15 protein-coding genes are annotated in these 21,737 nt (G+C 68.1%); 7 read left to right on the plus strand and 8 right to left on the minus strand.

Annotated features, from left to right (window positions below; all coding sequences use genetic code 11):
- From ITJ49_RS11180 to ITJ49_RS11195, 4 genes are read right to left on the minus strand one after another with little or no spacing between them, the layout of a single operon-like run.
- A complete protein-coding gene (locus tag ITJ49_RS11180) occupies nt 1–1,686 on the minus strand; it encodes an ABC transporter ATP-binding protein (RefSeq protein ID WP_228514382.1) in 1,686 nt (561 codons plus the stop codon).
- On the minus strand, nt 1,683–2,546 hold the full coding sequence (locus tag ITJ49_RS11185; RefSeq protein ID WP_194605220.1) for an ABC transporter permease: 864 nt from the start codon (nt 2,544–2,546) through the stop codon (nt 1,683–1,685). Before ITJ49_RS11185 ends, ITJ49_RS11180 begins: the two co-directional genes overlap by 4 nt.
- Complete coding sequence (locus ITJ49_RS11190; protein WP_370544480.1) at nt 2,543–3,532, minus strand: ABC transporter permease; 990 nt, start codon at nt 3,530–3,532, stop codon at nt 2,543–2,545. The genes ITJ49_RS11185 and ITJ49_RS11190 overlap by 4 nt, the downstream gene beginning before the upstream one ends.
- Complete coding sequence (locus ITJ49_RS11195) at nt 3,517–5,178, minus strand: ABC transporter substrate-binding protein (RefSeq protein ID WP_370544493.1); 1,662 nt, start codon at nt 5,176–5,178, stop codon at nt 3,517–3,519. Before ITJ49_RS11195 ends, ITJ49_RS11190 begins: the two co-directional genes overlap by 16 nt.
- Before the next feature lie 38 nt (nt 5,179–5,216).
- Here ITJ49_RS11195 and ITJ49_RS18225 point away from each other — a divergent pair, with 38 nt between their 5' ends.
- Complete coding sequence (locus ITJ49_RS18225) at nt 5,217–5,831, plus strand: TetR/AcrR family transcriptional regulator (RefSeq protein ID WP_194605223.1); 615 nt, start codon at nt 5,217–5,219, stop codon at nt 5,829–5,831.
- Nucleotides 5,832–5,970: 139 nt separating this feature from the next.
- On the plus strand, nt 5,971–7,725 hold the full coding sequence (locus tag ITJ49_RS11205; RefSeq protein WP_194605227.1) for a hypothetical protein: 1,755 nt from the start codon (nt 5,971–5,973) through the stop codon (nt 7,723–7,725).
- 126 nt (nt 7,726–7,851) lie between these two features.
- On the opposite strand, the gene ITJ49_RS11210 is transcribed toward ITJ49_RS11205, so the two are convergent.
- Entirely contained in the window at nt 7,852–8,895 is a 1,044-nt protein-coding gene (locus tag ITJ49_RS11210; protein WP_370544481.1) for a cation diffusion facilitator family transporter, read from the minus strand.
- A gap of 79 nt (nt 8,896–8,974) precedes the next feature.
- Nucleotides 8,975–10,507, minus strand: coding sequence for a hypothetical protein (locus tag ITJ49_RS11215; protein WP_194605229.1), 1,533 nt, complete (start codon nt 10,505–10,507; stop codon nt 8,975–8,977).
- 474 nt (nt 10,508–10,981) lie between these two features.
- Between ITJ49_RS11215 and ileS the strand changes: the two genes are divergently transcribed.
- Genes ileS through ndk form a run of 4 tightly spaced genes read left to right on the plus strand, consistent with a single transcriptional unit; the run spans nt 10,982 to nt 16,724 of the window.
- Entirely contained in the window at nt 10,982–14,275 is a 3,294-nt protein-coding gene (gene ileS, locus ITJ49_RS11220) for an isoleucine--tRNA ligase (RefSeq protein ID WP_194605232.1), read from the plus strand.
- Nucleotides 14,268–15,782: a folylpolyglutamate synthase/dihydrofolate synthase family protein gene (locus tag ITJ49_RS11225; protein WP_194605235.1), complete on the plus strand. Its 1,515-nt coding sequence runs from the start codon at nt 14,268–14,270 to the stop codon at nt 15,780–15,782. Before ileS ends, ITJ49_RS11225 begins: the two co-directional genes overlap by 8 nt.
- A complete protein-coding gene (locus tag ITJ49_RS11230; RefSeq protein WP_194605238.1) occupies nt 15,779–16,264 on the plus strand; it encodes a DUF4233 domain-containing protein in 486 nt (161 codons plus the stop codon). The genes ITJ49_RS11225 and ITJ49_RS11230 overlap by 4 nt, the downstream gene beginning before the upstream one ends.
- Before the next feature lie 40 nt (nt 16,265–16,304).
- Nucleotides 16,305–16,724 (plus strand): nucleoside-diphosphate kinase, encoded by a 420-nt coding sequence (gene ndk / locus ITJ49_RS11235; RefSeq protein ID WP_055962733.1) that lies wholly within the window; start codon nt 16,305–16,307, stop codon nt 16,722–16,724.
- A gap of 76 nt (nt 16,725–16,800) precedes the next feature.
- Here ndk and ITJ49_RS11240 read toward each other — a convergent pair whose 3' ends face one another.
- Together ITJ49_RS11240 and ITJ49_RS11245 are read right to left on the minus strand one after the other, a co-directional pair.
- A complete protein-coding gene (locus ITJ49_RS11240; protein WP_194605241.1) occupies nt 16,801–17,673 on the minus strand; it encodes a thioredoxin domain-containing protein in 873 nt (290 codons plus the stop codon).
- Between the two features lie 238 nt (nt 17,674–17,911).
- Nucleotides 17,912–18,532 (minus strand): vitamin K epoxide reductase family protein, encoded by a 621-nt coding sequence (locus tag ITJ49_RS11245; RefSeq protein WP_370544482.1) that lies wholly within the window; start codon nt 18,530–18,532, stop codon nt 17,912–17,914.
- 341 nt (nt 18,533–18,873) lie between these two features.
- Between ITJ49_RS11245 and ITJ49_RS11250 the strand changes: the two genes are divergently transcribed.
- On the plus strand, nt 18,874–21,726 hold the full coding sequence (locus ITJ49_RS11250; protein ID WP_194605244.1) for an Rne/Rng family ribonuclease: 2,853 nt from the start codon (nt 18,874–18,876) through the stop codon (nt 21,724–21,726).
- Nucleotides 21,727–21,737: the final 11 nt, after the last annotated feature.

A 21,737-nucleotide genomic window follows, 5' to 3' on the forward strand; every position in this document is an offset into this window, starting at 1 on the left:
TCAGCCGGCCGACGACGCCGCGGCGAGCAGGCCGCGTGTGTAGGAGTGCGTCGGCGCCGAGAAGACCTGCTCGGTCTCACCCTGCTCGACGATTCGCCCGGCACTCATCACGGCGACCCGATCGCTGACATGCCGCACCACATCGAGGTCGTGCGAGATGAAGAGGTAGGCGAGGCCGTGCCGCTCCTGCAGCTCGTCGAGTAGATCGAGCACCTGCGCCTGCACCGTCACGTCGAGTGACGAGACCGGTTCGTCGCACAGCAGCACGCGCGGCCGGGGAGCGAGCGCGCGAGCGATGGCGACGCGCTGCCGTTGTCCGCCGGAGAGCGTGGCAGGCAGGCGGGACGAGACGGAGGCCGGCAGGCCCACCTCGGCCAGCAGGGCGTCGATTTGAGCGGCGTGCGCGCGGATCCTCGTCGTCTGTCCGTTCGTCAGAGCATCGACCAGGATCCGGCCCACCGTCATGCGGGGGTCGAACGACGAGAGCGCATCCTGGTAGATCGCCCCGAGCAGCGCCCGGCGGGGTCGGCGTTCGCGCTCGGGCAGCGGGTTCCAGGGGGCGCCGAGCAGCTCGACCGATCCGTGATCGGGGGAGTCGAGGCCGAGTAGCAGCCGCGCCGTGGTGGTCTTGCCCGAGCCGGAGGCGCCCACGAGACCGAGCGTCTCGCCGGCGCGGAGGGTGAGCGAGACATTGTCGACGGCGGTGAAGGTGCCGAAGCGCCTGGTGAGATCGTGCGCCTCGAGGACGCGTTCAGAACTCTGGTCATTTGAACGTTTTGCGGGTGATCCGGCGTATTTTTCGCCGGTTTTGCCAGAGTTCTGAACGGTCGGGCCGCCGACCGAGAGCCGCGAGCCCCGCGGTTTGCCCGCGGGCACGGCCGCGACGAGCGCCCGCGTGTACGGGTGTGCCGGAGCGTCGAGGATCTGCGCTGTCGGCCCCTGCTCCACCACCTCGCCGGCCCGCATCACGACGATGCGATTGGCGAGGCGTCGCACCGCACCGAGGTCGTGGCTGATCGCAAGCACGGCCGTACCCTCGTCGCGGAGGCGCGCCAGACGGTCGATCACGACGCGCTGTACCTCGGCATCGAGCGCCGTCGTGGGCTCGTCGGCGATGACGACGTCGGGCCTTAGGGCGAGCGCCGCGGCGATGAGCGCTCGCTGGCGCAGCCCACCCGAGAGCTCACCCGAGAGCTGCGCGCGACGAACCGCAGGATCCGGCATCCCGACCTCGGCCAACACCTCGAGCGCCCGCTCCCGCCGCTCGGCCGCGCCCAGCGTCGTGTGCAGTCGAAGTGCGTCATCGATCTCGCGCCCGATCGGCCGCAGTGGGTCGAGCGAGACGAGGGCGTCCTGCTGCACGAGGCCGATGCGAGGGCCGCGGATGGCCCGCCACTGCCGCTCGGAGAGGCCGGTGAGGTCGGTGTCGTCGAGGGCGAGGCGGGTGGCCGTGACGGTTCCGCCGGACAGGCCGAGGAGCGCGCGGGCAGTGACGGTCTTGCCGGATCCTGATTCGCCGACAAGTGCGACGCACTCGCCGGGTGCCAACTCGAAGGAGACGGTGCGCACGGCAGCGACGCCGTCGAAAGCGACACGGAGATTCTCGACGTGGAGACCGCGGGTGCCTGGCGCCCGGCCGTCCGACATCCCGCTGGCAGGCGTCCCGCCCGCCGACGACCCGCTCATCGGCGACCCGCCCCCGCGAAGGCGCGGCCGACGACCGTCGTGGCGGCGGCCGTGGCGACGATCGCCAGGCCGGGGAAGACCGTCATCCACGGGGCGATCTGGAGGTAGGTGCGACCGGCCTCGAGCATCGCGCCCCACTCCGGAGCGGGCGGCGGAGAGCCGAGACCGAGGTAGCTGAGCGACGAGGCCCAGACGATGGCCTGGCCGACGCCGAGGGTGGCGAGCACGACGACCGGCGCGAGAGCATTCGGCAGCACGTGCCGCACCAGCAGGGTGAGCGGGCCACGCCCGAGCACCCGCGCGGCCTCGACCATCTCGGAGGAACGGACGGCCCGGATCCGGGTGCGGAAGATACGGGCGTAGCCGGGGGCTGTAGCGAGTCCGACCGCGAGGGTCGCGGGGATCGGTCCGGGGCCCGCGAAGGCGATGATCACGAGCGCCAGTAGCAGCCCGGGCAGCGCGAACAGCACCTCCAGCACGCGCGAGACGGCAGCGTCGGTCAGGCGAGTGCCGACCCCGGCGGCGATTCCGAGCACGAGACCGAGGAGAGTGCCGATGAGCGTCGCGGCGATACCGATGAGGAGGGAGGCGGAGGCGCCGTGGACGACCCGCGTGTAGAGGTCGCGGCCGGAGTCGTCGGTGCCGAACGGGTGGGCGAGCGAGGGGGCCGAGAAGGCGTCGACCGGGTGGACTGCCAGCGGATCGCCGGGGGCCAGGAGGCCGGGGGCGACAGCGGCAGCGAGAACGCCGAGGAGGACGGCTCCGGCGACGACGCGGGGGGCGGTCACGCGGCTGCGCCATTCGGCGGCACGGGTCGGTGCGGCGGCGGGCAGGACGGGGAGCTCGGGAAGGATCGTCATGCGCTCTGCCCCCGGGGGTCGACGGCCTTCTCGGCCAGGTCACCGAGCGCGACCACGATCACGTACGCCAGAGCGGAGACGAGAGCGACACCGGTGACGAGCGGGATGTCGCGGAGGGTGACGGCGTCGAGCAGGGTGCGGCCGAGCCCGGGCCTGGCGAACAGCGACTCGACGACGATGGCGCCGCTCAGGAGTGAGCCGAAGGCCCACCCCGACAGGGCGAGCCCGGGAAGCGCGGCGTGGCGGAGAAGATGGCGCCAGAACAACCCGGACGGTCCCTCGCCCCGAGCCGTCGCCGTGAGGGCGAACGGCGCCGCCGCGGCGTCGAGCAACGAGTCGCGGGTGACCTGGCCGAGGAAGCCGGCCACTGGCACCGCGAGCGTCACGACCGGCAGCACCAGGCCGATCGGCGTGCCCGTGCTCACGGGAGGCAGCAGGCCGAGACCGGTGGCGAAGACGACGATGAGCACGCTCCCGAGCAGGAAGTGCGGAACGGCGGAGGCGACCACCTCGAGACCGGACGAGACCGCTCGGGCGACCCGCCCGGATCCTGCGCTCCACCAGGCCACACCCACCGCAAGGATCCAGGCGGCCACGAGAGACAGGGACGCCAGCAGAAGCGTCGGGGGCACCTGCGCGGCGAGCACCGACGACACCGACTGCTTGAGCGAGTACGAGGTGCCGAGGTCGCCTCGCGCGAGGCGGCCGAGCTGATCGAGGTACTGCACGAGGAGAGGTTGGTCGAGACCGTACTGGCGCCGGACCAGATCCAGCGCCTCTTGCGACGCCTGCGACCCGGGCCCGCCGAGGATGGCCTCGGCGGGGTCGCCCGGCACGAGCCGGATCGCGAAGAAGATCAGCGTCGCGACGGCCCAGAGCACGAAGAGCGCCCCGAGCACCCGCCCGGCGATGAAGCGCACGAGGTTCAGCGCCGCACCATTCGGCGCCGCATTTTTCGGCGCTGCATTTTTCAGCGCTGCACCCACGCGTCGTAGAAGGTGGGCGTTGACACCGTCGGCATCGCTCGCAGACCGTGCACGCTCGTGCGATACAGGTAGTGGTTCTGCTGGTCGTACAGAGGGAGCACGTAGTAGCCCTCGAGCACGCTCTTCTGCACCTGCTTATAGAGGTCGGCGCGCTTCGTCGCGTCGGACTCCACGCTCGCCTGCTTCAGAAGAGCATCGACTTTCGGTGAGTCGACCTGTGCGTTGTTGGCGAAGTAGCCGCTCGGGGCCGGGGTGATGCTCGCCGAGTCGTAGAGGACGCCGAGGACGCCGGGGCCGACCTTCGTGTAGGGAGCGCTCACGATCTCGTACTTGTGGGCGGCGAGGGCTCCGTACCAGCTCGACAGGTCGAGCTGCGAGATCTCGACGTCGAAGCCGAGCGATTTGGCTTCTTCTTGGATCTGTTCGAACAGGGCTCGCTCGGCCGGGATCGACTGGTTGGTCGAGACCGGGAACCGCGCGGTCAGGCGCTTGCCGTCTTTGGTGCGGTAGCCGGCGCTGTCACGGGTCGTCCATCCGGCGGAGTCGAGAAGGTCGTTCGCCTTCGTGGTGTCGATGTCGAAGAGCGACGGATCGGAGTACGCGTCTTTCTCGACACTCGAGAGAAGCGAGTACGAGCGCTTCGCGGTGCCGAAGAACAGCGACGTGATGCCGTCGTTCACAGCCACGCCGCGGATGAAGGCCTCGCGGACGCGTTCGTCATTGAACGGCGCCTGCGAGGAGTTCAGTTCGAGCCGGTTGGACGCTCCGGGGCGCGGGGCGTCGAGCTCTTTGATCTGGTCGCTCTTCTTCGCGGCGACGATGGTGTCGGGCTGGGCGTTGTCGATCACATCGACCTGGCCCGCCTGAAGCGCGGCGTAGCGCGAGGCCGAGTCGGGCAGGAACCGCCACACGATCTTCGCGAGGTACGCCTTGCCGGTGTGTGCGGCGTCTTTCGGGGGAGAGGTGTAGCCGTCGTTACGCTCCAGGGTGATCGACTGCTGCTTCGTCCATTTGACGACCTTGAACGGACCGGTGCCGACCGGTGACTCGCAGTTGACGGCCTGCGTGCGCTTGAGGGCAGTGGGTGACTCGATCGCGAGCCACGGCTGCGAGAGCGAGTCGAGCAGAGAGCTGTCGGGGCTCGAGAGGTCGAAGCGCACGGTGCTGTCGTCCACAGCGACGGCCTTCTTCACCTTGGCGAGCGCGAGATACCCCGTCGACGACAGCGTCGTGGGGTCTTGCACGTGCTTCACGTTCGCGACGACCGCCGCAGCGTCGAACGCGGTGCCGTCGGTGAACTTGACGCCCTTCTTCAGCGAGAAGGTCCAGCTGAGGCCGTCGGAGGCCTCTTTCCAGGACGTCGCGAGCCACGGGATCACGTCGCCGGCGGTGTTCTTCGACACGAGCTCTTCGAGGTACTGCGTCGACACGAGCGCCTGCGGATAGTTGCCACCGACGTGGGGGTCGAGGCAGGTCGGCTCAGCGTCGCCCGACGCGTAGGTCAGGGTGCCGCCCGAGACGGGCTTCGAGCTGGCGGTGTCGGACGGGGACGCGGCGGTGCAGCCGCTCAGAACGAGCGCACTGGCCGCGGTAAGACCGAGGAGAGCGAGGAAGGGGGCGCGAGTAGTAATTTCTGGACTCCGTATAGTAAGTGGCCAATCGAGTCTAGCGGGAGAATGCTGACGTGACACCTTCTGCACGCACGGGCCGCCCCCGGCGCTCGTCGGCCGAGATCCTCGCCGATGCGGCCTCCGAGCTCTTCCTCGAGAACGGCTACGCGGGTACCACCGTCGATCAGATCGCCCAGCGCGCCGGAGTGAGCCGCGCCACGTTCTTCAACTACTTCGCCGGCAAGGCCGATCTGCTCTGGCTCGACCTCGACGAGAGCCTTCGGTCGCTGCCGGGCGCTCTGCTCGAGGTGGGCGGGTCGGATCCTTCGCTCTCCGCTCCCGAGAGTGTGGCCCGAGCGCTCGTGCTCGTGGCGCAGCGGCACGACGACTCCCGGGTGCCGTGGGCCCTGTCGCAGGGCGAGACGATGCGGCTCGGCGACGACCTCACTGCGTCTGGCGCGGCGCGGTTCGTGGCGCAGCACTCGATCGTCGCGGCGTTCGTCGCTGAGCGGACCGAGGCGCGTGCCGGCGACGCGTGGCCGCAGGTGGTGTCGGCGGCGCTCCTCGGAGCGGCGGGAGCGGCCGCGGTCGCGTGGGCGCGAGCCGGGATCGGCCGGGGGAGTCTCGAAGACGCCGTGGAGCCGGCCGTCGAGGCGGTTGCCGCCGGGCTCGGGGGGCACGCTCTCTAGCCGGACGGGTGTCGTCATCGGCATCGCCGAACTGGTACCTTCACTCCACGGCCCGAGATCACCGAGCCGTGGCGTTGCTCGGGGGTGGGTCAGAGCGGCGACATGCCTGCCGACTCACGCCGAAAGACAGACGAGTTCTTTGACGAAACCCGATTTCCGAGCCGCAGTGGCTCTTCCCGTAGCGCTGGCCCTGATCGTCGGAGGCTCCGTGCTCTCCGCAGGGGCCGCATTCGCCGCCGAGCCCGGCGTTGCCGCGACGAGCGCGCCGACGGCGTCCGCAACGCCCACGGCGACCGCGCCCCCGAAGCCCACGGCAGCGGCGAAGGCCGCCGCGCCGAAGGCGGCACCGACCGACCTGAAGGCAGCGACCGTGCCCGCGGCCGACCGCGACGGCTACGTGCGCGTCACGGGAGCCCGCGACATCACGATCACCGGCTCAGCGCCCATCGGCGCCAAGGTCGTCGTCACCGACAGCTGGGGTGAGCCGATCAAGCGCCTCACGACGACGGCGACGTCGTTCTCGATCCCGCTCCACTTCGCTGATGACGCAGGCTACGAGCAGTACCTCAGCGTGTACGCGACCTACAAGGACGAAGACCTTAGCGAATACGACTTCGACGTCGAGTTCGACGCCGAGCAGAGTGCGACGCCCGTTATCACCGACCCGACAGCCGCCGTGTCGTACGAGGCCTCGCCCTTCCCGTTCTCGAACGGCGAGCCGCTCGCGGTCGTGCAGTTCTCGGGAACCGGCACGCCCGGCAGCGACGTCTACCTCGTCGCGCAGACCTCCGACGGGGAATCAGGGGGCGACATCTTCACCTTCGACTTCAATGACTCGGTTTCGGTCGGGGACGACGGCACCTGGACGTCCGACTACACCGTTTCGTTCGGCACGGAGAAGGTCAGCGCCTATCAGGTTGTGACGAACGATGAGGGCGACGAGATCACCCGGGAGTCGGAGCTGTCGAACACGATCGGCCTGACCATCACGGTCCCCGCCGGAACCGTCGTTCCGCCCACCGTCCTCGAGCCCACGTACGACGACTCGTCCTTCGGCTCCTTGGGCTTCTCCTTCAGCTCGTCGGACACCGCAGCGGCCTCTTCCGCAGCGGAGCCCGCGCGGACCCAGGCCCAGAAAGTGAAGGCCCGAGCTGCGCGCGCCGAGGATCCTTCGCTCTCGTCGTCGTCCTCCTCGCGTGCATCCGCTCTGCCCCGGGCAGTCCAGGCGCTCGCCGACGAAGCCGACGAGACAGACGCCGAGATCGAGAAGTCGCTCGACGAGGTCATCGACGAGTTCGGCATTCCCGTCAAAGGGGCGGCCAGCGCGGCCACTCCGGGCAAGGTCACCATGAAGGTCTCTGGAACGGGCACGCCAGGGCAGCATGTCGTGCTCTACGAAGAGCGACCCCTGACGTCGTTTTACTACTTCGAGGCGCTGTACCCGACCCTCTTCTCGGGGCAGTTCGAGCCCGAGGTGCTGAACGCCGATTCGGCGACCGGTGCCGCGCGGCTGAGTTCGCCTCGCGCCCTCAGCGGTGACCCCGCCTCGACGACGCCGCTGCCTGTCGACGACGGCTCGATCGTCGTCGCCGCGGACGGCACGTGGTCGACGACCCTGGCTCGCACGCCGGGCAACTACATCATGACCGCGTTCCAGGTCGACCCTGTGGCGACCGGCGATGCGGCCTATTCGGTGCCTTCCGACATCCGCTTCATCCACCTGACCGGCACGCCGTTCGTCACGGCGGCTGCTGTCGCTGGCGCGGCTCCGGCCGAGCTCGCCTTCACCGGGTCGGACTCCGGCTCGCAGGCGCTCGTTGGATTCGCGGTGCTGGGCCTCGGCGTCGGGCTGCTCGTGGTGGCGCGTCGCCGGCGGGGCTCGGCATCGGCCTAGGTCGCCTGCGCCGCGTACTCGACGCTCTTAGTCGCGTTTTGCAGGTTTAGTCGCGAAATACCGCGACTAGACCTGCGAAACGCGACTAGGTTTCTGCGCGAGCGCTGCAGGGGACCGGGTGCGACCTCAGGCCAGCGACCCCGGCGCAGCATCCCGCGCCTTCGCGGGCGTGAGGCTCGGCTCGTCGGGCGTCGAGAGGGTCAGCACGGCCTCCTCGACGATGTCGTGCCCCTCGAGGGCGCGCTCGATGCGGCGGAGCGCCACGGCGACGTGCTCCTCGTCGGCGTTGCCCACGATGTCGACAGCAGCCACGACGTAGAGGCGGCTCGGGCCGACGAACTCGGTGTGCAGGTAGGTGACGCGATCGATGTCGTCGCGCTCGAGGAGGCGGCGCAGCACAGTCGACTCGACCTCGTCTGTCGGGCTCTCGCCGATCAAGAACCGTCGGTTGCGATCGATCAGCACGACCGCGACCACACCCAGCAGCACTCCGACCAGGATCGATCCGATCGCGTCGAAGACGGCCGAGCCGGTCACCTGATGCAGGAAGATGCCGAGGAAGGCGATGAGCAGTCCGACCAGGGCCGCCGCATCTTCGAAGAAGACCGCACGAAGCGTCGAGTTCGAGGATCCGAGGACGTGGCGGAGCACCGGGATCCTGCGCTTCTTGGCAACACCCCGCGCCTGCCGCAGCGCCTGGAAGAACGAGGCTCCCTCGAGACAGGCGGAAACGCCGAGCACGACGTAGTTGACGACGAAGCTCGTCTCCTCTTCGGCCGAGCCCAGTTCGGAGATGCCGTGGTAGATCGACACGACGGCGCCGACGGTGAAGAGGCCGAATGCGGCGAACATCGACCAGACGTAGGTCTCTTTGCCATAGCCGAGCGGGTGGTCGGCGTCGCGTCGGCGACCGCCCCGGCGATCGGCGACAAAGAGGAAGATTTCGTTGCCGGTGTCTGCCCAGGAGTGCGCGGCCTCGGCGACCATCGAGGCAGAACCGGTCAGGAGCGACGCGATGGTCTTCGCGACGGCGACCAGGAGGTTGGCCGTGAAGGCGACGATGACGGTGAGCGAGCTCTCGGGCTTGGCGCCCTCAGCGGACGAACCCTCGCCCTCGGGGGACGAACCATCGCCCATGGCAGTCGAGCTGTGGGCGGCGGGTGTCGTCATGTGCCTAGTCTGCACCCACCGCTCCGGGGTGGTTTCGGGGCGGTGGGTGCAGCCTGCGCTGCCAGGCGGGGAGCCGGCGTCAGCGCGACATCGTGATCGGCGCCGTCGAGTACGACGTGGAGGTGCCGCCACCCGGGTGACGCAGCGTGACCTGGACGTAGTACGCCCCGGTTGCCTTCGAGCCCAGCGTGAAGCGGCGGTGGTTCGAGCCCTTCGTGACGGGGATGTCGGAGGCAAGGGTCGTGTATCCGCTGCCGCCGGGCGCCTTCTTACCGACCTTGATCGTCGCCGTCGTGCCGGCGATCCACGCGGCATCGTGGAACTTGATGACCGTCGAGGCCTTGGCAGCCGGGGCCTTCCGCAGGTGGATCGATGACAGGTGCCAGGTGTTGGCGCCCGGATCCTCGTTGGGGTCGAAGCGCAGCGAGGTGATCGTGCGGCCCTTCCAGCCGAGACGCGGCGAACGCGAGTTCTCGTCGAGCGGGTTGCCCTTGGCCAGGTCGACGCTGAGGGTGCGGGCGTTCGGGCCGGAGTAGGTGACGATGTCGTTGCTCTCCTGGGGGGCGGTCGTGCCCTTGGCGTTCCAGACGAGCCGAGCCATCTTGCCGCCGCCCGCGCTGTTGGCCAGCGAGTAGCCGCCGTTGTAGGTCAGCCGGAACGAGAAGTACCGGTAGGTGCTGCCCGAGAAGGCGCTGACGGGCAGCAGCACCTCCGGGTCGTTGCGGTTCGATCCCGAGTTGGTGGCGGTCATCCCGGCCGCGCCGTAGCCCTTGACGGTCGCGTTCTTGACCTTCACCCCGCGGGCTGCCGCCGCGCTCGTGAAGACCCATTGCTTGCGTCCCTGGGCGGTGCTGATGTCTTTGCCCTCGGTGGTGTTCGGGCTGTCGACAACCGAGATCGGTCGCGAGATGACCTTGACTCCGTCGTAGGTGCCCGCCGGGTAGGCAGCGAGCGAGCCGGTCTTCTTGTAGATGCGGAGCCAGTCGATCTTCGCGAGGATCGGGCTGGTCTTGGACCCCGAGATGGTCGGGGCGATCCGGAACCGTACGATCGGCTTGCCGTGATCGTTCCACGGCCTCTTCGCCCCGACGGTCGACTTGGAGGTCAGGTTGAAGTTGTAGACGTGCGTGCCCTTGTACAGCTTGAAGGTTTGTCCGCCACCGCAGGTCGCGAGGGTGGTCGAGCAGGTCCACCACCAGATGGCGCCGACGCCCGACGAGGGCTGGTTCATCTTGAACGACACGTGGTCGTAGCCGGACGGGGAGACGGGCTTCGCGGCGCCGTCGCGCCCCACGGCGAGAGAGTCGGGCTGCGAGATGATCGGTGTGAAGTAGTCGCCGCCGCCGACGCGCAGGTTCATCACCCCGTTTTTGATACTCAGGCCGCGGACGCGGGCCGCGTCGGTGTTCTGATCGCCCGAGTTCGAGTAGTCCCACGGGTCGCCGTAGGCGCGGGTCGCGAAGTCCGGAGACTCCGCCTGGGTGGTCGCGGCCTGAGCGCCCGCGGCCGGTGCCGCGAGATCGATGGCACTGGCGAGTGGCGCTGCGACGACGATCGCGACGGTGAGAGCGAGCGCGCTGCGGCGCCGTGATGCAAGACGTGTGGACGCCATGATGGATCCCCTGACCGACGGTCCCCGAAGACCGTCTTTTTCACACTAGGCAGGCCGAACACCCCTAGTAATCCCCGCTTTGGGGGACTGGTACCGCCTGTCTGTGGGCCTTTGGGAGGACCCCCGGCGTAAAGCGGAGACGAGGATCCGGCCAATCCGTCACCGACGCATCGTGATGGGCGCGCTCGACCTGCCCCGATCCCCGCTTCGAGGGCCACGGTCTGCGGCTACACTTGGAGCGCACTGATCCGGCCATCACCGGGGAGCACTCGGAAGAACGCTTGCAGCGAGCAGACCACGGTCGGCGAAGTGCGGGCCGGTAGAACCGAGCGGGGCAGGCCCGACATCGCCTGACAATGAGTGGCCCTCCGGCAATCGAGGTGGGCAAGCGGGGTGGTACCGCGACTCCCGGTGACATCCGGTAGCCGTCCTCGTGCGAGAAGCAAGCACCGCGCATCTGCACTGGAGTTGACAATGGCCGCTGAGTTCGACGAAACCACCGAGTCCGCCCGCACCGATCTCGACCACGTCGGCACCGGCCGTCGTGCCGTTCCCGCGTCGCCGAAGTTCCCCGACGTCGAGCAGGGCATCCTCGCCTTCTGGAAGCGCGACGACACCTTCCGGGAGTCGATCGCCCAGCGCGAGGGCTGCGAGGAGTGGGTCTTCTACGATGGCCCCCCGTTCGCCAACGGCCTCCCGCACTACGGCCACCTCTTGACGGGCTACGCCAAAGACGTGTTCCCACGGTTCCAGACCATGCGTGGCAAGCAGGTGCACCGACGTTTCGGCTGGGACACCCACGGACTCCCGGCCGAGCTCGAGGCGATGCGCCAGCTCGGCATTACCGAGAAGCACCAGATCGACGAGATGGGTGTCGCGCAGTTCAACGCGGCCGCCCGCAAATCGGTGCTCGAATACACGGGGGAGTGGCAGGAGTACGTCACCCGCCAGGCACGGTGGGTCGACTTCGAGAACGACTACAAGACCCTCGACACCTCCTTCATGGAGAGCGTCATCTGGGGCTTCAAGACACTCCACGACAAGGGCCTTGCTTACGAGGGCTTCCGCGTGCTGCCGTACTGCTGGCACGACGAGACGCCGCTGTCGAACCACGAGCTGCGCATGGACGACGACGTCTACAAGATGCGTCAAGATCAAACCGTCACGGTGACGTTCCCCCTCGTCGGCGAGCGGGCCGAGGTGCTCGGGCTGACCGCCGTCAAGGCTCTCGCCTGGACCACCACCCCCTGGACTCTCCCGACGAACCTCGCGCTCGCGGTCGGCCCCGCCATCGAGTACTCGGTGCTGCCCTCCGGCCCGCTCGGTGCCGCCGACGGCTCGGCCGACGGACTCAGCCGGTTCCTCCTCGCGACCGACACCGTCGCCGCCTACTCGAAAGACCTGGGCTACGAGAGCGCCGACGACGCGCTCGCCGCGGTCGAGCGCACTGTGCAGGGACGCGAGCTCGACGGGGTCCAGTACGACCGGCTGTGGGATCACTATGCCGACCTCGAAAAGTGGGGCACTGAAAACGCGTGGCGGATCCTGGTCGCCGACTACGTCGCCACCGGCGAGGGCACCGGCATCGTCCACCAGGCTCCCGCCTACGGTGAAGACGACCAGCAGGTGTGCTCGGCCGCCGGCATCCCGACGATCATCTCGGTCGACGAGGGCGGGCGCTTCCTGCCGATGTTCGGCGAGGTCGCGGGCCTGCAGGTCTTCGATGCGAACAAGCCGCTCACGCAGATGCTGCGTGCCGAGGGGCGTCTGCTCCGCCAGGCCAGCTACGAGCACAGCTACCCGCACTGCTGGCGCTGCCGCAACCCGCTGATCTACAAGGCCGTGTCGTCGTGGTTCGTGCGCGTGACCGACTACCGCGACCGCATGGTCGAGCTGAACGAAGAGATCAACTGGGTTCCTGAGAACGTCAAGCACGGCCAGTTCGGCAAGTGGGTCGAGAACGCGCGCGACTGGTCGATCTCGCGCAACCGCTACTGGGGATCGCCGATCCCGGTGTGGAAGAGCGACAACCCGGAGTACCCGCGCGTCGACGTCTACGGCTCGCTCGCCGAGCTCGAGGCCGACTTCGGTCGTCTGCCGCTGAACGCGGAGGGCGAGCCCGACCTGCACAGACCGTTCATCGACGACCTCACCCGGCCGAACCCCGACGACCCGTCGGGCGCATCGACCATGCGTCGCATCGAAGACGTCTTCGACGTCTGGTTCGACTCCGGCTCGATGCCGTTCGCTCAGGTGCACTACCCGTTCGAGAACCAGGAGTGGTTCGACAGCCACAGCCCCGCCGACTTCATCGTCGAGTACATCGGGCAGACCCGCGGCTGGTTCTACGTCATGCACGCCCTGTCGACCGGTCTGTTCGATCGACCGGCCTTCTCGAACGTGATCAGCCACGGAATCGTGCTGGGCTCCGACGGCCAGAAGATGTCGAAGAGCCTCCGCAACTACCCGAACGTCAACGAGGTGTTCGACCGCGACGGCGCCGACGCGATGCGCTGGTTTCTCATGTCGTCGAGCGTGATCCGAGGCGGCAACCTGATCGTGACCGAAGAGGGGATCCGCGAGAGCGTCCGGCAGTTCCTGCTCCCGCTCTGGTCGACCTACTACTTCTTCACGCTCTACTCGAAGGGGTACCAGCCGACCTGGCGCACCGATTCGACGGACGTGCTCGACCGGTACCTGCTGGCCAAGGCCGGTCAGCTCGTCGACGACGTCGCTCACGACCTCGAGGCGCTCGACTCGCCCCTCGCGACCGCGAAGCTCCGCGACTTCGCCGATGTGCTCACCAACTGGTACGTGCGTCGGTCGCGCGATCGCTTCTGGTCGGGTGACGACCACGACGCCTTCGACACGCTCTACACCGTGCTCGAGACGCTCACCCGCGTGGCCGCGCCGCTGGCGCCCCTGGTCACCGAAGAGATCTGGCAGGGCCTCACCGGAGGTCGCAGCGTGCACCTCACCGACTGGCCCGATTCGTCGGCGTTCCCGCGCGACGACACGCTCGTCGACTCGATGGACCGGATCCGTGCGATCGCGTCGTCCGGCCTGGCGCTCCGCAAGTCGACCGGGCTTCGGGTTCGCCTTCCACTCGCCTCGATCACTGTCGTCTCTCAGGATCCCGCGCAGCTGTCGCCCTTCTCGGCCATCCTCCGCGACGAGCTGAACGTCAAAGAGGTCACCCTCGACGCCCTCACCGAAGAGTCGCTCGGCGACTACGGCGTGACTCGTAAGCTCACGGTCAACGCCCGGGCCGCCGGTCCGCGCATCGGCAAGCAGGTGCAACAGGTCATCCCGGCCGCCAAGAAGGGCGACTGGTCGCTCGGCGACATCGACGCGTCGGGTGAGCAGGGCGTCGTCGTGGGCGGGATCGCTCTCATTCCCGGCGAGTTCACACTCGAGTTGACCGTAGCCGAGGGCGCCGGGGCGATCGCCTTCGTCGGCGACGGCGGCTTCGTGCTCCTCGACACGCAGATCACTCCCGAGCTCGCGGCCGAAGGGCTCGCCCGCGACGTCGTCCGCGCCGTACAGGCCGCGCGAAAGTCAGCCGGGCTCGACGTGAGTGACCGCATCCGACTGACCCTCGGCGTCGACGCCGCGGCCGAGGCTGCCGTCGAGGCGCACCGCGACCTGATCATGGGTGAGACCCTCACCCTGAACCTCGAGGTCGATCTCTTCTCCGAGGCCCCCGACGACGCCGTTCCGGTCGGCGACGGTGCGGCCGTGACAGTGCAGGTGAGCAAACATGAGTGACACCCCCGCAGGCCCCGGCCGCGACGACGACGACGAGACTGTCGACCCCGGGCCGCTGCCCGACGTGTTCGGCACGCGCGACGACTTCGGCGACTTCCCCTCGATGGGCGACGACGACGAACGCGATCACGACGATCGTGACGATGAGAAGCCCCTCGACGAGTCCGCCGACGAGGCGGGAGCCCGTCTGGTCTACGAGGCCCTTCTGGCGCGCATCGGTGAGAACACCCCGCAGCCTCGCCTCGAGGCGACCCGTCGTGCCGTCGAACTCCTCGGCGACCCGCACCGCAGCTACCCGGTGATCCACATCACCGGCACCAACGGCAAGACGTCGACCAGCCGCATGATCGAGAGCATCCTGCGCGCCTACGGCCTGCGCACCGGCCTCATGACGAGCCCGCACCTGGTCAAGGTGAACGAGCGGATCGTGATCGACGGCGAGCCGATCAGTGACGCCGCGCTGGCCGCCAACTGGCGAGACATCGCACCCTTCCTCAGCATGGTCGACGACGAGCTGACCGCGGCCGGCGAGGAGCCGCTCACCTACTTCGAAGCTCTCACGGTGCTCGCTTTCGCGTCGTTCGCCGACGCACCCGCCGATGTCGTCGTGCTCGAGGTCGGCATGGGCGGCGAGTGGGATTCCACCAACGTGGCCGATGGTCAGGTCGCCGTGTTCACCCCGATCGCCCTCGACCACACGAAGCGGCTCGGCTCGACCGTGCTCGAGATCGCCCGCACCAAGTCGGGAATCATCAAGCCCTCGTCGAACGTCGTCTCGGCCGCACAGGTGCCCGAGGCGCTGGCCGAGCTGCAGCGCGCCACGGAGCTCTCCGAATCGACGTTCGTCTCGGAGGGCGCCGGATTCCAGGTGCTCGAGTCGAAGGTCGCCGTCGGCGGTCAGCTGATCTCGGTGCAGGGGATCGCCGGCCGCTACGAGGAGATCCCGCTGCCGCTGTTCGGCCGCCACCAGGCGCAGAACGCCGCGGTCGCGATCGCAGCCGTCGAGTCGTTCCTCGGCAACGGCACCCAGCCGCTCGACCCCGAGATCCTCACGGAGGGGCTCGCCGGCTCGTCGTCGCCCGGTCGACTCCAGGTGCTCAGCAACGATCCGACGATCCTCGTCGACGCCGCGCACAACCCGCACGGTGCGCATTCGCTGGCCGAGGCGCTCGGCGAGTACTTCGACTTCGACCGCGTCGTCGCCGTGCTCGCGATCCTCTCCGACAAAGACGCGGGTGGTATCATCCGTGCCCTCGCGCCCGTCGTCGAGCAGTTCGTCATCACGCAGTCCGATTCCGATCGGGCCATCGACGCCGACACGCTGGCTCAGATCGCCGTCGGGATCGTCGGCCCCGACCGGGTGACCGTCGAGACGAACGTGGTCTCCGCGCTCTCGATCGCCCGCGACCTCGCCGACGAGACCGAGAAGGGCGGCGTCGTCGTCACCGGATCGATCACGCTGGTCGGTGAAGTGATGAGCCTGACGCTCGAGGCCGGAGAGAAATGAGCAACGTGACGAGCGATCCTGACGGGGCCGCCTCGGATCCTGAGGTCCCCGTGGCGGATGCGGCGACCGGGCGCAGCCCACGTGCCGCTCGCCCGCGTCGCCAGCGCTCGCTGACCGAGAGCCTGCTCTCGATCATGCTGGTGCTCGAAGCATGCGTGCTGTTCTTCCTCGTGCTGAACGTCGGCGGTGCCGGGGTTCTGCCCTGGAGCGTGGCCCTTCTCGGCGGCGCCGGGTTCCTCGTTCTCATGCTCGTCGCCGGCGCCGGCCTCCGCTACCGCTGGGGCGTCGTGCTCGGCTGCATCGTTCAGGTGCTGCTGGCGTTGACCGGGATCCTCGTCGTCTTGATGTACGTCGTCGGAGCAGTCTTCATCGGCATCTGGATCTTCTGCCTGGTCAAGGGCATCCAGATCGACCGACGGAACGCCGCCCTGCGCGCGTGGATGGAGGCCAACCCCGGCCTCGATCCGCGCGACTATCAGTAGTGCAACCCTTTCTCATCGCCCCCACCCCTAAGGAGCTACCGTGTCCGATCTCGAAGAAACCCTGGTCCTCGTCAAGCCCGACGGCGTCGCCCGTAACCTGACCGGCGAGATCCTCCGCCGCATCGAAGCGAAGGGATACGGTCTCGTCGACATCAAGCTTGTCGAGGCCGACCGTTCGCTCCTCGCAGCTCACTACGAGGAGCACGTCGGTAAGCCCTTCTACGAGCCGCTCGTCGAGTTCATGGAGTCCGGCCCCGTAGTCGCCCTCCGAATCGGCGGCAACGGCGTTATCGCCGGCTTCCGCTCCCTGGCCGGTGCCACCGACCCGACGAGCGCGGCCCCCGGAACGATCCGCGGCGACCTCGGCCGCGACTGGGGCCTCAAAGTGCAGCAGAACCTCGTGCACGGCAGCGACTCGCCCGAGTCGGCGGCGCGCGAGCTCGCCCTCTGGTTCGCCTAGGCACCTGCGGCCACAGCGCCGAACGGCCCCGCGCCTCTGACGAGGTGCGGGGCCGTTCCTTTGTGCGGGAGAGCGGCTAGCTCGTCGCCTGGCTGGTCACGAACGACGAGAACGCCGCCGCGTCGGTGAGCGAGCCCGAGTACGCCTGACCGTTGACGATCACGGTGGGTGTGCCGGTGAGCTTGGCGAGCGACGAGTTCGGCAGCTTCTCGTTCAGCGCCGCCTTGGTCTGATCGGCGACGAAGCCCTTGAAGGTACCGTCGTCGATGCACGACGAGATGTCGGGGCTCGTCGCGCCGGCGGCCGTGATCAAGCTCTTGAGCTTCTCGTCGGTGAGCCCCTTGGAGCCCTCGGCCGGCTGGTTCGCGAAGAACGAGGTGTTCACCGCGAGGAACGAGTCGGGGTCGTAGTTGGCGACGCACATGGCCGCGTTGGCCGAGCGAGTCGAGTACTTCGTGCCGAGCGACGACGCGTCGAGGATCGAGATCGGGTGAATCTCGTAGGTGATCGCACCCTTCTTGAGCCACGTCGAGATCTGCGCTTCGTTAGTGGTCTCGAACTGGTTGCAGTAGGGGCACTGGTAGTCGAGGTAGACCGAGATGTTGACGGTCTTGTCGAGCTTTTTCTGGTCGGTCGGGGTCGTGCTGCCGCCGGCGGGCACGGCCTTCGTCTCGACGGCGGTGATCTTGCTGGTCGACGCGCTTCCTTGAAGAAGGATCCCGCCCGACGCCATGTTCTTCGGGCCGGGGCCGGCGGGCTGCACCGAACTGACGATGATGAGCGTGACCGCGGTCACGAGGGCGAGCGCGCCGACGATGATTCCGCTGATCAGGAGGCTCTTGTTGCGGCGACGGCGTCGGGTGGCGGCCTCGCGGGCGACGCGGGCCTTCTCCCGGGCTTCGTCGCGACGGTCGCGCTTAGTCTGACCGGTCTCGGGGGGCGGTGTCATGGGTCCTCAGATCTGCGTAAACATCGGCTGTCGATCAACGAGAGTAGCCGGGGCAGGTGTCTGACCGAGGCTGAACGGTGACACGTCATGGATTTCCTGGGAGATCCCCCAGGGCCTCTTCAGTATCCGAAATGAACTTGCCCGGGCTCGGCGCACCCCCGGATGGCCAGACAACCCCCGGATGCCACCCCCGAATTGGCCAGCGGGGGGTGCTTCAGCGGATGTACCGGAGGGCGAATCAGCCGAACAGCACCGAGAGCAGCAGCGGGAAGTGCTGGATGATGATGATGACGATCACGAGGTAGTTGACCACCGGGAGTACCCACGAGTAGGGCAGGAAGGCGCGCATGCGGCGCTGGAGCGTCGTGCTGCGAGTGAGCTTGCCGTTCGCGAGGTTCCAGACGGTGAAGAGCCAGAACATGGGGATCGTGGCCGTCCAGACGAGCATGCACCAGGGGCAGAGGGCGCCGATGAAGAACACCGTCTGAATGAACAGGAACGTGACAAACGCCCAGGCCAGGAACAGGCCGGCGTTGAAGGCGATCCAGAACCAGCGGGCGAACTTCGCCCCGGCGAGCAGCGCGACCCCTACGGCTATCGGGGCGACGAACCCCGCGACACCGAGGATCGGGTTGGGAAAGCCGAAGAGGTGTGACTGCCAACTGTCGATCACGGTCGAGCACGAGACGAACGGATTGATGTCGCAGGCGAGCCCCTTGGTGGGGTTCTCCAGCAGCTCGTACTTCTCGACGACCAGCTTGAACGAGCCATAGAACCCGACCACCCCGGCCACGATCAAGAGGATCGCGGTGAGCGGATGCTGGATTACGGGCTTGGTGGAAACCTTGGCTGACGGCACCCACGGATTATGACACGCAGAGAATCCACCCCGACGGGCAGGGCGTGCGATAATCGGGACAGTCCCAGGGTGAGAGCCGGGCGAGCTTTCCGACCGTGACGGTCGGCTGCCAGAAACGACAGGCAAGACGGTCGCCAGAAACGACGGGCGACCGAACAGATTTCCACGGATCCTGACCGGATCCCGTGACAGAACAGATTTCGCGGAGCAGCGAGATGCGGCGACCAGGGGTCGCTTCGTCCAGTCAGGTTCACGCGCACATGATTTCCCGGCGGCAATCCGGGTGGTGTTCGAACAGAGCACCCGCAGAACGTCGCACGGGGCGAGGAGTTGCACCACCAATGGTGGAGAAGAACGAAAACAGTCCCAAGAGAAGAAGTCGCCTGTTCGCCGGATTCCGGTCGAAGCAGGCAGCGAAGCAGGCGGAGCCCACGGCTTCGACCGCACCTTCCTCTCATTCCGAGCGAGCCGACGCGGTGCTGAGCGCCCCGGCCGCCGACACGAACGTGCCCCAGGAGGCGACCGCTGTGACCCAGCCCGACAGCACCATCGACAACGCCGGCAACGACGGCACCGGCACGAACAATGACAGCGCCGCTTCGGCCGAACTGGTCGACACCGAGACGATCGAGCGTGACGCGGCCGACCAGACGCCCGTCGTCCCGTCGGCCTCGCCCTTCGAGGCGCCGCTCAGCACGACGAGCCTCATCTTCCACGCGCCCGAGATCTCGCCGTTGCCGGCGCGCTTCGACGACGACGATGACGACGACGACCGCGATCAGGGGCCGGCGCGTCGTCGATCCCGAAGCCGCGGCGGCAACGGAGGCGAGGGCTCGGACGAGGTCTCGACGAGCCGCACTCGTTCGCGCGCCAATCGCGAGCCGCGTGAGCGCCCCGAGCCCGAGCTCATCACCGAGCCCCAGCGCATCAAGGGCTCCACCCGCCTCGAGGCCAAGAAGCAGCGCCGTCGCGACGGCCGCGACGCCGGTCGCCGCCGCCCCGTGGTCACCGAGGCCGAGTTCCTCGCCCGGCGCGAGAGCGTCGACCGCAAGATGGTCGTCCGCTCGCAGGGCGACAGCATCCAGATCGGCGTCATCGAAGACGGCATTCTGGCCGAGCACTACGTCGCCAAGTCGCAGAACGTCTCGCTCATCGGCAACGTCTACCTGGGCCGCGTGCAGAACGTGCTCCCCAGCATGGAGGCGGCGTTCGTCGACATCGGGCGCGGCCGTAACGCCGTGCTCTACTCGGGCGAAGTCGACTGGGACAAGATCGAGCACGGCAACCAGCCCCGTCGCATCGAGCTCGCCCTCAAGCCGGGCGATCGTGTCCTGGTGCAGGTGACCAAGGATCCAGTGGGTCACAAGGGCGCGCGCCTCACGAGCCAGATCTCGCTCCCGGGCCGATTCCTTGTCTACGTGCCGAATGGCTCGATGAACGGCATCAGCCGCAAGCTGCCCGACACGGAGCGCGCTCGTCTGAAGAAGATTCTCAAGGAGGCCCTTCCGGAGAACACCGGCGTCATCGTCCGCACGGCGGCCGAGGGCGCGACCGAAGAGCAGCTCACGCTCGACGTGAAGCGCCTCCTCAACCAGTGGGACGACATCTCGAAGAAGGTCGAAGCGGGCAACGCTCCCAACCTCCTGCACTCCGAGCCCGACCTGCTGATCAAGATCGTGCGCGATGTCTTCAACGAAGACTTCCACGAGCTCGTCATCGACGGCGAAGAGTCTCAGCAGACCATCGAGACGTATCTCTCGGCGGTCGCGCCCGACCTCCTCGATCGAGTCAAGGCCTATGAGGGCGACAAAGACTCATTTGACGAGTACCGCCTCAACGAGCAGATCGACAAGGCCCTCGACCGCAAGGTCTGGCTCCCCTCGGGCGGCTCGCTCGTGATCGACCGCACCGAGGCCATGACGGTCGTCGACGTCAACACCGGCAAGTTCGTCGGGTCGGGCGGCAACCTCGAAGAGACGGTCACGAAGAACAACATCGAGGCCGCTGAAGAGCTCGTGCGTCAGCTCCGCCTCCGCGACATCGGTGGCATCATCGTCGTCGACTTCATCGACATGGTGCTCGAGACGAACCGCGACCTCGTGCTGCGCCGTCTCGTCGAGTGCCTCAGTCGCGACCGCACCAAGCACCAGGTCGCCGAGGTCACGTCGCTCGGGCTCGTGCAGATGACCCGTAAGAAGCTCGGCCTCGGCCTCATGGAGTCGTTCCAAGAGATCGGCGTCGACCGCCAGCAGGCCCAGGAGCAGCAGCAGCAGAACCGTCAGCGCTCGCAGGAGCGTCGTCGTGCCAAGCAGGGCGGCAACGGCGGTGCAGCAAACGGCAATGGCAACGGCGGAAGCAACGGCGGCGGCAATGGTCGCTCTCAGCGCGGTTCCGAGTCGCAGCCGGCGACCGGCACAATCCACGCCATCACCGACGACGTGAAGAACGCCCTCGCCAAGATCGCCGCGTCGACGGTCGTCCACTCCGACGACACTCCCGCGACACCCGCCGAGACGGCTGCCGCGGTCGAAGCAGCCATCGATGCCGTTGCGGCCGAGAACGCAGCGGGCGATTCCGTGTCGGCGACCACGCCGGATCCTTCGGTTTCGACCGCAGCGTCGATCTCTCTTGATGACGACGCGACCGAGACGCCGGCCAAGGGCCGCTCGCGCCGCGGCCGTGGACGTCGTGCCTCGTCGTCGGCGGCGTCGGGTGAGGCCGAGACGTCTTCCGCACCCGCTGTCATCGATCTGCCGAGTGCCGGTTCGGCACCCGTCGAGTCGAAGCAGGCTGATTCGACGCAGGCCGACTCCGTACAGGCGGAGTCGAAGCAGGCCGAGTCGACGCGGGCGGAAACCAAGCCGGCCGATGCCCCCGTCGTCCGCGAGAAGGCGCCCTCGCGTCGCTCGCAGGCGACCGTGGTCCAGCCGGAGGCGACCGTCGCGATCCTCGACATCCCCGTTGCCAAGGTAGAGCGCGCACCGCGCAAGATTTCGACTCACGACGCCGAGCAGATCCTCGACTCCGTCCTGGGCGCCCTGCCCGAACCGAAGCAGCCCGGTCAGGGCCGAAACCGGTCGCGTCGCGCCTCCAGCACGGGAACGGCAGCCGCTCCGGCCTCCGCACCAGCGGCCGGTGACGACGAGGCGGGCCCGTTCATCCTCGGCGTGGGAGTATCGTCCGACGACCTGTAATAGCTGATCGG

The sequence above is a fragment of the Frondihabitans sp. VKM Ac-2883 genome (genome assembly GCF_015350875.1).
GTDB lineage: Bacteria > Actinomycetota > Actinomycetes > Actinomycetales > Microbacteriaceae > Frondihabitans.

Excerpts from the sequence above, each read along its gene's own strand:
- ITJ49_RS11210 (WP_370544481.1), bottom strand. The coding sequence starts at position 8,895 with ATGACGACACCCGCCGCCCACAGCTCGACTGCCATGGGCGATGGTTCG.
- ITJ49_RS11215 (WP_194605229.1), bottom strand. The coding sequence starts at position 10,507 with ATGGCGTCCACACGTCTTGCATCACGGCGCCGCAGCGCGCTCGCTCTC.
- ITJ49_RS11240 (WP_194605241.1), bottom strand. The coding sequence starts at position 17,673 with ATGACACCGCCCCCCGAGACCGGTCAGACTAAGCGCGACCGTCGCGAC.
- ITJ49_RS11185 (WP_194605220.1), bottom strand. The coding sequence starts at position 2,546 with ATGACGATCCTTCCCGAGCTCCCCGTCCTGCCCGCCGCCGCACCGACC.
- ileS (WP_194605232.1), top strand. The coding sequence starts at position 10,982 with ATGGCCGCTGAGTTCGACGAAACCACCGAGTCCGCCCGCACCGATCTC.
- ITJ49_RS11225 (WP_194605235.1), top strand. The coding sequence starts at position 14,268 with ATGAGTGACACCCCCGCAGGCCCCGGCCGCGACGACGACGACGAGACT.
- ITJ49_RS11250 (WP_194605244.1), top strand. The coding sequence starts at position 18,874 with ATGGTGGAGAAGAACGAAAACAGTCCCAAGAGAAGAAGTCGCCTGTTC.
- ITJ49_RS11230 (WP_194605238.1), top strand. The coding sequence starts at position 15,779 with ATGAGCAACGTGACGAGCGATCCTGACGGGGCCGCCTCGGATCCTGAG.
- ITJ49_RS11180 (WP_228514382.1), bottom strand. The coding sequence starts at position 1,686 with ATGAGCGGGTCGTCGGCGGGCGGGACGCCTGCCAGCGGGATGTCGGAC.